The sequence below is a fragment of the Rhodococcus sp. AG1013 genome (assembly GCF_003350365.1).
In the GTDB taxonomy this organism is placed as follows: Bacteria; Actinomycetota; Actinomycetes; order Mycobacteriales; family Mycobacteriaceae; genus Prescottella.
On sequence record NZ_QQAT01000032.1, the window covers coordinates 1 to 13525 of the forward strand.

16 protein-coding genes are annotated in these 13525 nt (G+C 69.5%); 6 read left to right on the plus strand and 10 right to left on the minus strand.

From position 1 onward, the window contains the following. On the plus strand, nt 1–83 hold an 83-nt coding region (locus DEU38_RS26320; RefSeq protein ID WP_147283480.1), incomplete at its 5' end, for an integrase core domain-containing protein. 13 nt (nt 84–96) lie between these two features. On the opposite strand, the gene DEU38_RS26325 is transcribed toward DEU38_RS26320, so the two are convergent. Continuing rightward, a complete protein-coding gene (locus tag DEU38_RS26325; RefSeq protein ID WP_114724323.1) occupies nt 97–495 on the minus strand; it encodes a carbonic anhydrase in 399 nt (132 codons plus the stop codon). A gap of 271 nt (nt 496–766) precedes the next feature. Here DEU38_RS26325 and DEU38_RS26330 point away from each other — a divergent pair, with 271 nt between their 5' ends. The 5 genes from DEU38_RS26330 (at nt 767) to DEU38_RS26355 (ending at nt 5575) form a co-directional block, all read left to right on the plus strand. Further along, nucleotides 767–2362, plus strand: a complete 1596-nt coding sequence (locus DEU38_RS26330) for an ATP-binding cassette domain-containing protein (protein WP_114724324.1) — start codon at nt 767–769, stop codon at nt 2360–2362. A 665-nt stretch (nt 2363–3027) separates the two neighbouring features. Beyond that, nucleotides 3028–3702 carry an energy-coupling factor ABC transporter permease gene (locus DEU38_RS26340; RefSeq protein ID WP_114724364.1) on the plus strand — a complete coding sequence of 225 codons (675 nt, stop codon included), beginning with the start codon at nt 3028–3030 and terminating at the stop codon, nt 3700–3702. After that, the gene (locus DEU38_RS26345; RefSeq protein ID WP_114724326.1) at nt 3699–4046 is read left to right on the plus strand and encodes a PDGLE domain-containing protein; all 348 of its coding nucleotides are present in this window, start codon (nt 3699–3701) and stop codon (nt 4044–4046) included. Before DEU38_RS26340 ends, DEU38_RS26345 begins: the two co-directional genes overlap by 4 nt. Nucleotide 4047: 1 nt before the next feature. Next, nucleotides 4048–4806 carry a cobalt ECF transporter T component CbiQ gene (cbiQ, locus tag DEU38_RS26350; RefSeq protein ID WP_114724327.1) on the plus strand — a complete coding sequence of 253 codons (759 nt, stop codon included), beginning with the start codon at nt 4048–4050 and terminating at the stop codon, nt 4804–4806. Nucleotide 4807: 1 nt separating this feature from the next. Beyond that, nucleotides 4808–5575, plus strand: coding sequence for an energy-coupling factor ABC transporter ATP-binding protein (locus DEU38_RS26355; RefSeq protein WP_114724328.1), 768 nt, complete (start codon nt 4808–4810; stop codon nt 5573–5575). On the opposite strand, the gene DEU38_RS26360 is transcribed toward DEU38_RS26355, so the two are convergent. The 9 genes from DEU38_RS26360 to DEU38_RS26400 are packed head-to-tail and all read right to left on the minus strand — an operon-like array spanning nt 5547 to nt 13521. Then, nucleotides 5547–6329, minus strand: a complete 783-nt coding sequence (locus DEU38_RS26360; RefSeq protein ID WP_114724329.1) for a DUF6390 family protein — start codon at nt 6327–6329, stop codon at nt 5547–5549. The two genes, DEU38_RS26355 and DEU38_RS26360, sit on opposite strands and share 29 nt — an antisense overlap. Next, a complete protein-coding gene (gene hypD, locus DEU38_RS26365; protein WP_114724330.1) occupies nt 6326–7456 on the minus strand; it encodes a hydrogenase formation protein HypD in 1131 nt (376 codons plus the stop codon). Before hypD ends, DEU38_RS26360 begins: the two co-directional genes overlap by 4 nt. 28 nt (nt 7457–7484) lie before the next feature. Next, entirely contained in the window at nt 7485–7757 is a 273-nt protein-coding gene (locus tag DEU38_RS26370) for a HypC/HybG/HupF family hydrogenase formation chaperone (RefSeq protein ID WP_114724331.1), read from the minus strand. A gap of 32 nt (nt 7758–7789) precedes the next feature. Then, a complete protein-coding gene (gene hypE / locus DEU38_RS26375; protein WP_114724332.1) occupies nt 7790–8887 on the minus strand; it encodes a hydrogenase expression/formation protein HypE in 1098 nt (365 codons plus the stop codon). A 2-nt stretch (nt 8888–8889) separates the two neighbouring features. Continuing rightward, nucleotides 8890–9606 carry an SIS domain-containing protein gene (locus DEU38_RS26380; protein ID WP_114724333.1) on the minus strand — a complete coding sequence of 239 codons (717 nt, stop codon included), beginning with the start codon at nt 9604–9606 and terminating at the stop codon, nt 8890–8892. Further along, entirely contained in the window at nt 9603–10358 is a 756-nt protein-coding gene (locus DEU38_RS26385) for a hydrogenase assembly protein HupF (RefSeq protein WP_114724334.1), read from the minus strand. Before DEU38_RS26385 ends, DEU38_RS26380 begins: the two co-directional genes overlap by 4 nt. After that, nucleotides 10355–12760 (minus strand): carbamoyltransferase HypF, encoded by a 2406-nt coding sequence (hypF, locus tag DEU38_RS26390; protein ID WP_114724335.1) that lies wholly within the window; start codon nt 12758–12760, stop codon nt 10355–10357. Before hypF ends, DEU38_RS26385 begins: the two co-directional genes overlap by 4 nt. Beyond that, nucleotides 12757–13023, minus strand: coding sequence for a HypC/HybG/HupF family hydrogenase formation chaperone (locus DEU38_RS26395; RefSeq protein ID WP_114724336.1), 267 nt, complete (start codon nt 13021–13023; stop codon nt 12757–12759). Before DEU38_RS26395 ends, hypF begins: the two co-directional genes overlap by 4 nt. A 3-nt stretch (nt 13024–13026) precedes the next feature. Then, complete coding sequence (locus DEU38_RS26400) at nt 13027–13521, minus strand: hydrogenase maturation protease (protein ID WP_114724337.1); 495 nt, start codon at nt 13519–13521, stop codon at nt 13027–13029. Nucleotides 13522–13525: the final 4 nt, after the last annotated feature.

Below are 13525 nucleotides of genomic sequence, written 5' to 3' on the forward strand. Positions count from 1 at the left end.
CCTGGCTCGAGTACTACAACACTCGACGACGCCACAGCGCACTCGGAGGACTCCCACCGATCAGCCGACTGCAACCAACCTGATGGCCAGGTACAGCTAGCGCCAGTCCCCGACCTCGGTGAGCCGCCCGGTGGCGACGTCGAACACGAAGCCGCGCAACGACTCGGTGAGCGTGACGAACGGGCTGCTCGCGACGCGGCGCAACGACTGCCGGACGTCTTCCTCCACGTCCGGGAACGCCTCGGCGGACCAGTTCGGCTTGATGCCGGTCTCGTCCTGAATGGCGCGCTTGAACGCGTCGTCGGTGACGACGCCGCCCGCATTGCGGATCACGTGCGCCTCGCCGTCACCGAGCCCGAGGATCCGGTATACGTCCAGTCGCGCGTCCATGCAGGCGACCACCGCGACGTGCCTGCTCGGCGGCAGCGGCAGCGGGCCGGAAAAGGTCTCGGCGTAGCGCTTGTTGTTCTCGAGGTATTCGTCGGTGACCGTCATCGATGTCTCCCGGGTTCCTGGGGGTCGCATGGGTCGAGTACCCGCACACGAGTTCCATGATCGTCGTGGTCACCGGTCTGCGGAACCCTTCCGCTCCCCGCGAGCGGAATAAATGGGTTGCGCGAGCGTTGAACCGCCCATAACGTGTTCGACGTCGATGTTCCCGTTCGATCGGAGAGAGCCCTTGCTCCTGTAGAGGTGACCCCGCGCCAGAGCGCGGCGTGTGCTGCGGCACACGCCTGCGCACCGCACGCAACCTCTCGGAGTATTCATGGCACATCCTTCCTCGTCCGTCGCCCTGTCCGACCTCACGTTCTCGTGGCCCGACGGCACCCCCGTCCTCGACGGACTCGACGCCGTGTTCGGCTCGGGCCGAACCGGCCTCGTCGGTCTCAACGGTTCCGGCAAGTCGACGCTCCTGAAACTGATCGGCGGACGGTTGCGACCGGACCGTGGTTCCGTCACCGCGCACGGCACCGTCGCGTATCTGGCGCAGGACCTGACACTCGACCCGACTGTTCGGGTGGACGTCGTGCTCGGCATCGCCGACATTCGACAGGCGCTGTCGCGCATCGAATCCGGGGCGGGCACCGAATCCGATTTCGCCACGGTCGGCGACTCGTGGGACATCGAGGAACGCGCCGTGTCGACGCTGCACCGCCTCGGACTGCAGCGCATCGTCACCGGCGTCGGCGATCTCGACCGCACGGTGGGCGAGTTGTCCGGCGGCGAGACCACACTGCTCGGGCTCACCGCGCAACTACTGCTCCAACCGGACGTCCTGCTGCTGGACGAGCCCACCAACAACCTCGACGTGGACAGCCGCGACCTTCTCACCGCCGCGGTCCTCCAGTTCCCCGGCACCGTGCTGACCGTCAGCCACGACCGCGGCCTGCTCGAGACGATGGACTCGATCGCCGAACTGCGGGACGGTCGAATTCGCTTGTTCGGCGGCAACTTCAGCGACTACCAGACGGCCGTCGAGGCCGAGCAGGAAGCCGCCCGCGCTGCACTGCGCGACGCCCGCAGCGACGTCCGGAAGCAGGGACGCGAACTCGTCGAGGCGCAGATCAAGCTCGACCGTCGAGCGCGGTACGGCAAGAAGATGTCCGAGAACAAGAGGGAACCGAAGATCGTGATGGGCCTGCGCAAGCGCGCAGCGCAGGAGTCGGCCGGCAAGCTGCGGGGCAATCACATCGAGAAGCTCGACGACGCCAAACGGATTCTCGCCGATGCGCAGGACCGGGTGCGGGACGATCGCGAGATCCGCGTCGATCTGCCCGACACCGAGGTGTTTCCGGGACAGCAGGTGATCGAGCTGACCGGCACGCGCCTGCGTTCCGGTCAGTCAGTCGACCTCACCGTCACCGGTCCCGAGCGGATCGCGTTGACCGGACCGAACGGGATCGGCAAGACCACGGCGCTGCAGGAGATCGCGCGGAGCGGCACGAAGGTTCCGTTCGCGCTACTCCCCCAGCGTCTCGACATCTTCGACGACGAGAAGTCGGTGGCCGCGAATGTTGCCGCCGCCGCCCCACACGCGTCGGCCGAACAAGTCCGCGGCAGTCTGGCGCGATTCCTGTTCCGGGGAGCCGAATCCGACGCGGCGGTCGCGACGCTGTCGGGCGGCGAGCGGTTGCGCGCCGCGCTCGCGATGCTCCTCGCGGCCGATCCCCCGCCGCGGTTGCTGATCCTCGACGAGCCCACCAACAATCTGGACCTGCCGAGCCTTGCCCACCTGGTGCAGGCGATCAACGGGTTCCGCGGGGCGCTGATCGTCGTCAGCCACGATCGGCAGTTCCTCGACGACATCGGTATCACGCGCCGGCTCGAACTGGACGATTCAGGCCTACGGGAAATCGACTGACCCACGAATTGCACGCTGAGCCGGGAGTGACAATTCTCTCCATCTGCGGGCCGATTTCGCCGGCGCTGCCACGAGCGGCCAAGGCGTACCAGTGCCGAAAGACCCCAATGGACTCGGCCGCGTCGAGTCCTGAGAAGAACAGACCATTTTCGTTGAATTCACTGTCGTCAACGAATACGAAAGCGGGTCGGTGGGCCACCCGAATTCCATTAGCATCGAATCCGGCGCAGCGCGACAAAACCCCTTCCAACCAGCACGATCCCATCGAACACGACGAAGTAGTGCGAAAGCCCCAATGAACAGTCTCGATCACCTCGACCCGCAACTCGACCTGATCGATTCGCGGTCCGACGAAACCGATATTCGACGGCCCGCCCGCCCCTCCAGGCGGATCCCGCTGATTCTCTGCGCGGTCCTCTTCACGATCGGCCCGACCGTCCTCGCCCTTGCCATCGGAGTGAGAGTGGCCGAGTCCCTCAGAATCCTGGTCCTGACCGCGACAACGTTGGGATGCGCATACGTCCTCCTGCGCCCCCGATAGATCGTTGGCAGACACCGGAACCGGACGATTCCGGAAAGCCTGTTCAACTGTTCAGATGACTCGATAGACTGCGGGTACCGATCCCCGGCCCCAGGAGGGCACCGTGGTCATCGAATACTCCGCAATGCACATGAGCGACGGCATCCTCGACGCTCCCACGTCGGCCCTGTTCTGGGCTGTCGCGGCCGTGGGTGTCGGCATCGCGATCTGGCGCGCGCGAACCGAATTGGACGAGCGGACCGCCCCGATGGCGGGACTGGTCGCGGCATTCATCTTCGCGGTGCAGATGATCAATTTCCCGATCCTGCCGGGAGTCAGCGGCCACCTGCTGGGGGGCGGTCTCGCGGCGATCCTGGTGGGGCCGTACACCGGCGCGCTGTGCATCACGATCGTGCTGACCGTGCAGGCGCTCCTGTTCGCCGACGGCGGTCTCACCGCACTCGGCGCGAACATCACGAACATGGCGCTCGTCGGGACGGCGGTCGGGTACACCGTGGCCGTCGCGTTGCGGCCCTTGCTGGTTCGAGGCGGCGATGCCGGGATCGGCATCCTCGCGTTCTTCTCGGCCTGGTGTGCAACGGTTCTCGCAGCATCGATGTTCGTGGTGGAGTACGCGATCGGCGGCGCCGCCGTGACGTCGCTGCACACCGTCGCCGCGTACATGTTCGGCACCCACGCGCTGATCGGGGTCGGCGAGGGGATCATCACCGCGTTCACGGTCGTTGCGGTCGCCCGCGCCCGCCCGGACCTGGTGTACCTGCTGCGCGCGCGGCCGGTGCGGGCGGCGGTGACGCCATGACCAGGACCGTCCGCACCCGCTCGTGGTTCCTGGTCGGCTTCGCGGTCGCAGCACTGCTGATCGCGGGCGTGCTCTCGTACTTCGCCAGTTCCAGCCCCGACGGCCTGGACGCGACCACGCAGCGCGGGTGCGAGGTGGTCGAGACCGATGGCGCCGAGCAGTTGGTGGGCGACTGCATCGCGCAGAACGCCACCGATCACCACCTGTCCTCGTCGCCGCTGGCCGACTACTCGATCCGCGGCAACTCCGCGCTCACCGGCGTGGCCGGGATACTCGGGGTGGTGGCCGTGTTCGTGGCGGCCGGATTGCTGTTCCGCGTCCTCGCCCGCCGCCGGGGGCCGTGACGTGTCGGGTTCGCACACCCACCCGCTCTATCTCGAGGGCGCATCCCCGGTACACCGACTGCCCGCCGAGGTGAAGATTCTCGCCGCGTTCGTCGGGGTGTTCGCGATCGTCGCCACACCACGCGAGGCGGTGTGGGCGTTCGCGCTGTACCTCGCGATCCTCGTGGTGGTCTGGTGCATCGCGGGCATCGGATTGCGTTGGCTGGCACCCCGGATGCTCATCGAACTGCCGTTCGTCGTCCTCGCGGTGCTCCTGCCGTTCGCCGAGTCCGGTGACCGGATCACCGCCGTCGGGCTGTCTCTGTCGGTCCCGGGGCTTCTCGCGGCGTGGAACATTCTGGTCAAGGGCACCCTCGGCGTGCTGGTGTCGCTGACGCTGGCCGCCACGACCCCCGTCCGCGCACTGCCGGCCGGGCTGTCCCGGCTGCACGTGCCCGGCATCATCGTCACGGTCGTGACGCTGATGCTGCGCTACGTCAATATCCTTGCCGGGGAGATCGATCGGATGCGGACCGCGCGGATCGCCCGCGGTGACGACCCCCGCACGCTGCATCAGGTGGGAGCCACCGCCCGTGGCGTCGGCGGAGTCTTCCTGCGCGCCTACGAGCGAGGAGAACGCGTGCACCTGGCGATGGCGTCCCGGGGTTTCACCGGCACGGTGCCGCTGTCGAGCGCACCCGCCGGCCGGGTGGACTGGTGTGTGGGCCTGGCGCCGACCGTATGCGCGGTGGCGATCGCGACGACAGCATGGATGGTGTGAGATGGCTGCTCCGACAGCGATAGACGTCCGGCAGCTCACCTTCGAGTATCCGGACCGGCGCCGCGCGCTGGACGGCATCGATCTCACGGTCACCGAGGGCGAACGGGTCGCGGTGCTGGGACCGAACGGCGCCGGCAAGACCACCCTGATGCTCCAGCTCAACGGCGTCCTCACCCCCACCGCCGGCAGCGTGCGGATCGGCGGGCTCGAACTGGGCCGCGATACCGTCCGCGAGATCCGACGCCGGGTGGGTGTCGTCTTCCAGGATCCCGACGACCAACTGTTCATGCCCACCGTCGCCGAGGACGTCGCGTTCGGCCCCGCCAACTTCGGGGTCCGCGGCAGCGACCTCGAACACCGGGTGGCCGACGCCCTCGAACAGGTGGGGATGACCGAGCACGCGCAGCGCAGCGCCGGACACCTCTCCGCCGGGCAGCGCCGCCGGGTCGCCCTCGCGACGGTGCTGGCGTGTCGGCCGGAGGTCCTGGTGCTCGACGAGCCGTCGAGCAATCTCGATCCCGTGGCCCGACGCGAGCTCGCCGAGGTCCTGGGCGGGCTGGACACCACGCTGCTGCTCGTCACGCACGACCTGCCCTACGCGGCGCAGCTGTGCGGGCGGGCCGTCGTACTGGACGACGGGCGCGTGGTCGCCGACGACCGGATCGAGCGGGTCCTCGCCGACGACGCCCTGCTCGCGGCGCACCGCCTCGAACTACCGTGGGGCTTCGTGCTTCCGGCGGCTACACCGGGTCCTGGGACGGGGCACTGACGGCCTCGCTCGCGAGCCGCTCGTTGGTCCGCCCCAGCTGCCAGTCGGTCCAGTGTTCCAGGGACGCCGCCTCGTCGGTGTCGAGCCGGTCGCACACCAGGTCCCAGTGCACCGCCACCCGGTCGCCCATCCGCAGGTCCGGTACGAACGAGCCGGCCGGGACGCGTCGGCGCACCGCCCGGTCCTCGAGCGGGCCCAGCATCAGCTTCGTCCCGTCGAACTGCAGTCCCCGCGAACGCACGATGGCGGTGTCCGGCCGCAACTCCAGGACGACGCCGTTGCGGATCCGGCACGAGTCCAGCACGTGCAGCGGCTGCGGCATCCTGGTGCCGAGCAGTCGGGTCCACGGGTACACCCCGAACACGTGGAAGGCGTGGGTGGGCGCGGCCTCGGGCAACAGGTCGTCGGTGAGGTAGTTCCAGTAGTGTCCGGCCCGCTCCCCCAACCGGACCAGCAACTCCCGGCCGAACCGTTCCCGGTCCACGGCGGCGGTCAGTTCGTTGCCGGTCCAGTAGCCGCGCACCACCCTCTCGTCGAGCGGGTCGTCCATCCCCGCCAGCTCGGCGAGCAACTGCTGGTACGGCCACGCACCACTGAACTGCCGGGCCGCGGCACCGACGTCGACGCCCGATCCGGTCCCGCACGCCACCGCCTCGAGGCCCGCGGCGCCGGGCGGACCGCAGTAGCCCAGCGCGTTCGGCGCATAGGCGTACCGCGCGAACAGGATCCGTCCGGAATCGATGCCGGTGGTCACTCCGGTCTCCGCCCCACCAGCAGCGCCGTCTCGCGGTGCAGCCTGCCGAAGTTGTAGTACGCCGCACACGCGCCCTCCGGCGACACCATGCACGTGCCGATCGGGGTCTCCGGTGTGCACGCGGTACCGAACACCTTGCACTCCCACGGCTTGATGACACCCTTGAGGACCTCTCCGCACTGGCAGGCCTTGGGATCGGCCACCCGCACGCCCGGCATCGAGAACCGTTCCTCCGCATCGAATTCGGCGTAGTCGGGGTGGATCTTCAGGGCGCTCTGCGAGATGAATCCCAGCCCCCGCCACTCGAAGTGCGGTCGCAGCGCGAACGTCTCGCTCATCAGCTTCAGCGCCTGTGTGTTCCCCTCCGGGCGCACCACACGGATGTACTGGTTCTCCACCTCGCAGCGACCGTCCCGGATCTGCTGCAGCAGCATGCAGACCGACGCCAGGATGTCGAGGGGTTCGAACCCGGCCACCACCATCGGCTTGCCGTACACCTCGGGGACGAACCGGTAGGGCCGCAGGCCCACCACCGTCGACACGTGTCCCGGGCCGAGGAACCCGGACAGTCGCAGATCCGGCGACTCGAGGATCGCCTTGATCGGAGGCACGATCGTCACGTGGTTGCAGAAGATGCTGAAGTTGGTCACCCCCATCTGCCGGGCCCGCACCAGGGTCACCGCGGTGGACGGTGCGGTGGTCTCGAATCCGACCGCGAAGAACACCACCTGCTTGTCCGGGTTGTCGACGGCGATCTTGAGGGCGTCGAGCGGTGAGTACACGAACCGCACGTCGGCACCGCGGGCCTTGGCCTCGATCAGGTTGCCGTGCGATCCCGGCACCCGCATCATGTCGCCGAAGGTCGTGAAGATGACGTCCGGCTGCTCCGCGAGGTACATCGCGTCGTCGACGCGGCCCATCGGGATCACGCACACCGGGCAGCCGGGTCCGTGCACCAGTTCCACGGACTGCGGGAGCAGGTGCTCGATGCCGTGCCGGTAGATGGTGTGGGTGTGGCCGCCGCACACCTCCATGAACTTGAACTCGTCGTCGCCGGCGAGTTCGGTGATGGACCGGACCAGCGCGCGAGCAGCCGCCGGGTCGCGGAATTCGTCCACGAATTTCATGCTGCAACCTCCTCGTACCGGTGCCGCTTCAGTTGATGCGCGACGAGTTGAAGGCGTCGATCTCGTTGACGTAGTCGGCGCCCATCTTCTGGACCTGGTCGAGCGTGAGCGCGGCCTCGGCCTCGTCGATCTTCGCCATCGCGAAACCCACGTGGACCAGCACCCAGTCGCCCACCACCAGTCCGTCGTCGGCCAGCAGTCGCACACTGATCGTCCGTTGGACACCGCTGACATCGACCTTCGCGAGGTGTTGCTCGGTGTCCACCATCTGCACCACCTGGCCCGGGATACCCAGACACATGATCGTTTCCTCCTCTCGAACCGCTCGTCCGCTCAACAGATGCGGGGCAACGGATCTCCCACCAGCATGTCCACGATCCGACTGCCGCCGAACGCCGTCCGCAGCGCGACGATGCCCTCGGGCTCGGCGAGCACCTCCCCGACGACGGCGGCGTTCTCGCCACCCGGACAACTGCGCAGCGCCGTGACCGCTGCCTCCGTCTCGGCTTCCGCGACCACCGCCACGAACTTGCCCTCGTTCGCGACGTACAGCGGATCGATGCCGAGCAGGTCGCACGCGCCCAGGACCTGCGGCTGCACCGGCAGCGCCTCCTCGTCGAGGACGACGGCGAACCCGGTGGACTGGGCCAGCTCGTTGCACACCGTGCCGACGCCGCCACGCGTCGCGTCGCGCATCCATCGGGTCGACGGGGCCGCCTCGAGCAGCGCGTGCACCAGACCGTTGACCGGGGCGGTGTCGGAACGGATGTCGGCCTCGATCGCGAGTTCGCCGCGGGCCAGCATCACCGCCATGCCGTGCTCGCCCATGGTGCCGGAGATCAGCAACCGGTCCCCGGGACGGACGTACTCCGGCCCCAGCTTCCGGTCGACGGGCAGTGAGCCGACGCCGGCGGTACAGATGTAAACGCCGTCCGCCGCACCCTTGCCGACCACCTTGGTGTCCCCGGTGACCACGTGGACACCGGCCTGCGCCGCCGAATCGGCGATGTCCCGGACGATCTCGCGCAGCAGCGCGATGGGGAAGCCCTCCTCGATGACGAACGCCGCCGACAGCCACAGCGGCCGGGCACCCGAGACCGCGAGGTCGTTGACGGTGCCGTGGACGGCGAGGTTGCCGATCGATCCTCCCGGGAACTGCAACGGCTGCACCACGAACGAGTCCGTGGAGAACGCGATCCGCTCCCCCGCGGGAAGGGTGAGGGCGGCCGCGTCCCCCAACTGCTCGAGCTGGGGATTGCGCAGCGCCTCGACGAACACCGAGTCCACCAGCGCGGCGGACGATTTCCCGCCCGCTCCGTGCGCCAGGGTCACCACCTCCTCGAGCAGCCGGGGCCGGCGCTTACGGAAGGATGCGATGCGGTCCAGCACCCGGTCCTCACGCTCGGCGGCCGTCGTGGGTTCTGTTGCCATGGCTAACCCTCCTGTCCCGTTGTCGCGGTCGAATGTTCGTGTGACGTGTGTTGCCGTGACATGTGTTCCTGGGCCGCCGACCACAGCCGGTAGCCGACGAGGGCGTGGCTCTCCTGGATGCGGTGGATGCTCTGCGACCGGATGGTGAAGCAGTAGTCCAGGTCGTCGCTGACGGCCATCCGGCCGCCGTCGTGCCCGGCGAAACCGATCGTGAGGAGCCCGCGCCGCCGCGCCTCCGCGAGGGCGATCATCAGGTCGTCCGAGTTGCCGGACGTCGACAACGCGATCGCCATGTCCTGCGAGCGGGCGTGCGCGATGATCTGCCGCGAGAAGATCAGATCGAACCCGACATCGTTGCCGAGCGCGGTGACCACCGCCTGGTCCGCGGCCAGCGACCACGCCGCGACGGGCCGCCCCAGGGCCGGTCGGCTGAAGAGCGACGCGAGCGTGGCGGCGTCCGTGGAACTCCCGCCGTTGCCGAAGGTGTAGAGCCGACCGCCGTCGGCGAACCGCTCGGCCATCCGGGCACCGGCCTCCCGGATCTGCTCGCCCCATTCGGAGATCGAGTCCCGCTGCAGCCGGGCACTTTCCGCGGCCTTGCCCCGGGCCGATGCGGCGAGGTCGTCCAGTAGCGCGTCGGCGCCCTCCTCGTGGGCGTCGATGAAGGGGTACAGGAAGTCCGTGCCCTGCGAGCCGGATTCCGGTGTCGTGCCGGTCATGACCGCGCCTCCTCGTCGGGATGTACCCGGGTGATCGCCGCGCCGCCGTGGATCAGCAGCAGATCCCGTTCGGCGACGTCACCGATCAACGTTGCGTCCACCCGCTCCTCCCCCGCCGCGGTGCGAACGAGTACCTCGTCGAACGAATTCACCGGTACCATCACCACTTCCGCGAGCCTGCCCTCGTCGCTGCACGTGACGCACACGTCGTCGGCACAGTCGGAGGCGTCGGTGCCGTCGGAGGCACGGAGCAGTCCCGGATGCTCGAAGCACACGTGAGTGAGCTCCCACAGCAGGTGGTACATCAGCACGAACCGTCCGGTAGCGGGAACCATCGGGTCGTCGGAGTCCACCCACAGGATGTGGGTGGCCGCGCCTGCGTCGGGTCGTGGTCCCGAGCCGATCCAGATCGTGTCGGTGCCCCACGCCGGAGCGCGGCGCATGATGTCGCGGACCTGCGGCTGGTCCGCGGACGCCACCGCGAGGATCACGTCACCGGGCCGAGCCGCGACGCGGCACTGCGCCACCGGATCCGGTTCCACGAGTGATACCGACGGCAGCGCACGTTTACCCATGATCACCGGGTGCACGAACTCGACCGCCACGTGGTGTGCGTGCGGTTCCCACTGCGGCGAGACCACCCACAACGTCGCGCCGTTCTGGAACCTGCGGGCCAGCGACAGCGCCGCCGACGCCAGATCCGCGGACAGTTCGCGGTCGATCAGTTCGACCCCGGTGTCGCTCGTCGTCATGGTTGCACCCCATCGATCGCTTCGGTCCTTGTCCGGCGCTCCGCCCCGAGTACCGCGAGCCCCAGCACCGCCTGCCCCAGCGAGAGTCCGCCGTCGTTGGGCGGCACCACGTGGTGGGTCAGCACCGTCAGGCCCGCCAGCTCCAACCGGCGCCGCAGCAGCGACGTCAGCAGCCGGTTCTGGAACACTCCGCCCGTCAGTCCCACCGTGTCCATTCCTGCCTCCCCTACGAGGGCGACGGCGAGCCCGGCGGTGGCCTCGGCCAGTGCGCGGTGGAATCCGAGCGCCAACTCCGGAACCGGCACTCCTGCACGGAAACCCGTCACGAGCCCGTCGATCAGGTCCCCGAGGAGCAACTGCCCGTCGGCGACCCGCATCTCGATCGGCGCCGCGATGCGGGCGGTGCGGGCCAGCGCCTCGAGTTCGATCGCGGCCTGCGCCTCGTAGCTGACCCGGTGCCGGACCCCGAGCAACGACGCGACGCCGTCGAACAGCCGACCGACGCTCGTGGTCCGGACGCACCCCCGTCCGGACGCCAATTGGGCGGTGACCACGGCTCGTTCGTTCGCCTGCAGCGCGCGTACGCACGGCAGATCACCCGTGTCCGTCGTGTCGGTGATGTCGATACCGACCTCGTGCAGCAGCGCCAGCGCCACCCGGGCCGGGTTGCGGACCGCGACGTCGCCGCCCGGCAGCGAGAACGACTGCAGGTGCCCCACGCGGTCGGTGTCGAGGAGGTCGGCACCCACCCGGATCAGCTCACCGCCCCACACGGTGCGGTCGCAGCCGTAGCCGGTGCCGTCGAAGGCGATGCCCAGCAACGGCGATCCGATCAGCCGGTGCTCGGCCGCCAGCGCCGCGACGTGCGCGTGATGGTGCTGGACGGTGCACAGGTCCACGCCGGTCCGGGCACTGAAGTCCTCCGCCCAGCTCCGGGTCGAGTACCCGGGATGGTCGTCGGCCACCACCAGTGCGGGCCGGACGTCGTGCAGCGCCGACAGCAGCGTCACCGTCGCGTCGAAGGCGCGTCGGCTCTCCAGGCTGCCCATGTCGCCGAGATGCCCCGAGCAGAAGGCGAAGTCCTGCCGGGTGAGGCAGAAGGTGTTCTTCACCTCGGCGCCCACGGCCAGCACGGTCGGACCGGCCCGGTCCAGCAGCACCGGCAGCGGCGCGTAGCCGCGGGACCGCCGGATCGGCGCCGCGTCGCCGTCCACGACCGTCAGCACCGAGTCCTCGCACGGGACCGCGATGTCCCGGTCGTGCATGAGGAAGACGTCGGCGATGCCGCCGAGCCGGTGCCGCGCATCGTCGTTGTCGAAGCACAGCGGCTCGCCGCCGCGGTTGCCGGACGTCATCACCAGCAGCCGCGGCGGCCGGACGTCGCTGCCCGGCACCGGGGCGAACAGCAGGTGGTGCAGCGGCGCGTACGGCAGCAGGACGCCCAGCTCGTCCAGGCCCGGCGCCACCTCCGGGACTCCTGCGGTCCCGGCCGCCTTCCGCAGCAACACGATCGGCCGCGCCGGGCTCCGCAGAACCTCGCGCTCGGCGGTGCTCACGGTGCACACCTCCTGCGCCACCGACAGGTCCGCCGCCATCACCGCGAACGGCTTGGCGGGACGGTGCTTGCGCTGTCGCAGTCGGCGCACCGCCCCCGGAATGCCGGCATCGCACACCAGGTGGAAACCACCGATCCCCTTGACCGCGACGATGCCGCCCGCCGCGAGCTCCCGGTGCACCCGCTCGAGCACCGCGTCGTCGCCGTCGATCCGACCGCCGTCCGTCTCGAGGAAGATCCGCGGTCCGCAGTCCGGGCAGCAGATCGGTTGCGCGTGATACCGGCGGTCGGTGGGGTCGCGGTACTCGTGGGCGCACCGCGGGCACATCGGGAACACCGCCATCGTGGTTGCGGGCCGGTCGTACGGCAGGTCGGTGACGACGGTGAATCGGGGACCGCAGTTGGTGCAGTTCACGAACGGGTGCCGGTACCGACGGTCGGCGGGGTCGGCCATCTCGCGCGCACAGTCCACGCAGATCCCCACGTCGGGCGGGACGAGGGTGCGCGCACCGACGGTGTGCACGCTGGGCACGATCCGGAACTCCCGGGCACCGTCTCCGTGTGCCGGTATCTCCTCGACCGTCACGCCCAGCACCACGGCCAGCGGCGGCGCGTCACATCTGAGTCGCCGCGCGAACTCGGCCAGTGCACCGGACGGACCCTCGGCCTCGACGAACACGGACACCTCGTCGTTGCCGCAGTGCCCGGCGAGGCCGAGGTCCTCGGCGAGGCGCGCGACGAACGGGCGGAACCCCACCCCCTGCACCACCCCGCGCACGGTCAACCGGTGCCGCACCACGGCGGCCCGGCCCGCGACCACCGCAGTGTCGGCGGCCTCGGCCGTCACGGCGGACCGCCGCGGTCGCCCTGCGGTTCCCGGGGGCGCCCCATCAGTTCCAGACCCGCCATCGCCTGCTCGGCACCGGCCTGGTCGACGCGTTCCACCGCGAAACCCATGTGGATCACCACCCAGTCGCCGGGGGACAGGCTCGCATCGTCGAGCATGCCGATGTTGACCTTGCGTTCGCTGCCGTCCACGTCCACGAGTGCCAGTTGACCGCCGTAGCCCTCGAGCATGCGGACCACCCGCCCCGGGATTCCCAGACACATCGCTCAGCCCTCCACTCCGACACCGGCGCCGAGGTCGGCGAGGACCGCACGAACCACGTCCGCGGCGGCAGGCACTGCCCGCGCGACCGGTGCGGACAAGCCGATCCCCTCGTCGACGTCGCGCACCTGACACCCGACGACGACGGTCCGCGGCAAGGTGCCGCCCAGGGCCGCGAGGCTCGCGAACACCGATGCCGGGTCCATCCCGTGCGCGTCGAGTTGCGGTGCCGTGTCGGGATGTTCGCGGCCCACCTCGAACGCGCGGACCGCGCCGGGCGTACCCCGGTCCGGCACCGCGTCCACCAGGATCAGGCCGTCCCAGCCATCCAGCAGGTCGTACGCCAGGTGCATGCCCCGGATCCCGTAGTCCACCGCGCGCACACCGGCCGGGAGCGGGCCGCCCGCCACCGCCTTCAGCACCGCCGGCCCGAAACCGTCGTCGCCGAGGAAGATGTTGCCGATGCCCGCGAGAAGGACACGCGGCGGGGCGGACGTCATATCG

Coding starts and splice junctions, on each gene's coding strand:
- DEU38_RS26325 (WP_114724323.1), bottom strand. CDS start 495: ATGACGGTCACCGACGAATACCTCGAGAACAACAAGCGCTACGCCGAG.
- DEU38_RS26330 (WP_114724324.1), top strand. CDS start 767: ATGGCACATCCTTCCTCGTCCGTCGCCCTGTCCGACCTCACGTTCTCG.
- DEU38_RS26340 (WP_114724364.1), top strand. CDS start 3,028: ATGCACATGAGCGACGGCATCCTCGACGCTCCCACGTCGGCCCTGTTC.
- DEU38_RS26345 (WP_114724326.1), top strand. CDS start 3,699: ATGACCAGGACCGTCCGCACCCGCTCGTGGTTCCTGGTCGGCTTCGCG.
- DEU38_RS26355 (WP_114724328.1), top strand. CDS start 4,808: ATGGCTGCTCCGACAGCGATAGACGTCCGGCAGCTCACCTTCGAGTAT.
- hypD (WP_114724330.1), bottom strand. CDS start 7,456: ATGAAATTCGTGGACGAATTCCGCGACCCGGCGGCTGCTCGCGCGCTG.
- DEU38_RS26370 (WP_114724331.1), bottom strand. CDS start 7,757: ATGTGTCTGGGTATCCCGGGCCAGGTGGTGCAGATGGTGGACACCGAG.
- hypE (WP_114724332.1), bottom strand. CDS start 8,887: ATGGCAACAGAACCCACGACGGCCGCCGAGCGTGAGGACCGGGTGCTG.
- DEU38_RS26380 (WP_114724333.1), bottom strand. CDS start 9,606: ATGACCGGCACGACACCGGAATCCGGCTCGCAGGGCACGGACTTCCTG.
- DEU38_RS26385 (WP_114724334.1), bottom strand. CDS start 10,358: ATGACGACGAGCGACACCGGGGTCGAACTGATCGACCGCGAACTGTCC.
- DEU38_RS26395 (WP_114724336.1), bottom strand. CDS start 13,023: ATGTGTCTGGGAATCCCGGGGCGGGTGGTCCGCATGCTCGAGGGCTAC.
- DEU38_RS26400 (WP_114724337.1), bottom strand. CDS start 13,521: ATGACGTCCGCCCCGCCGCGTGTCCTTCTCGCGGGCATCGGCAACATC.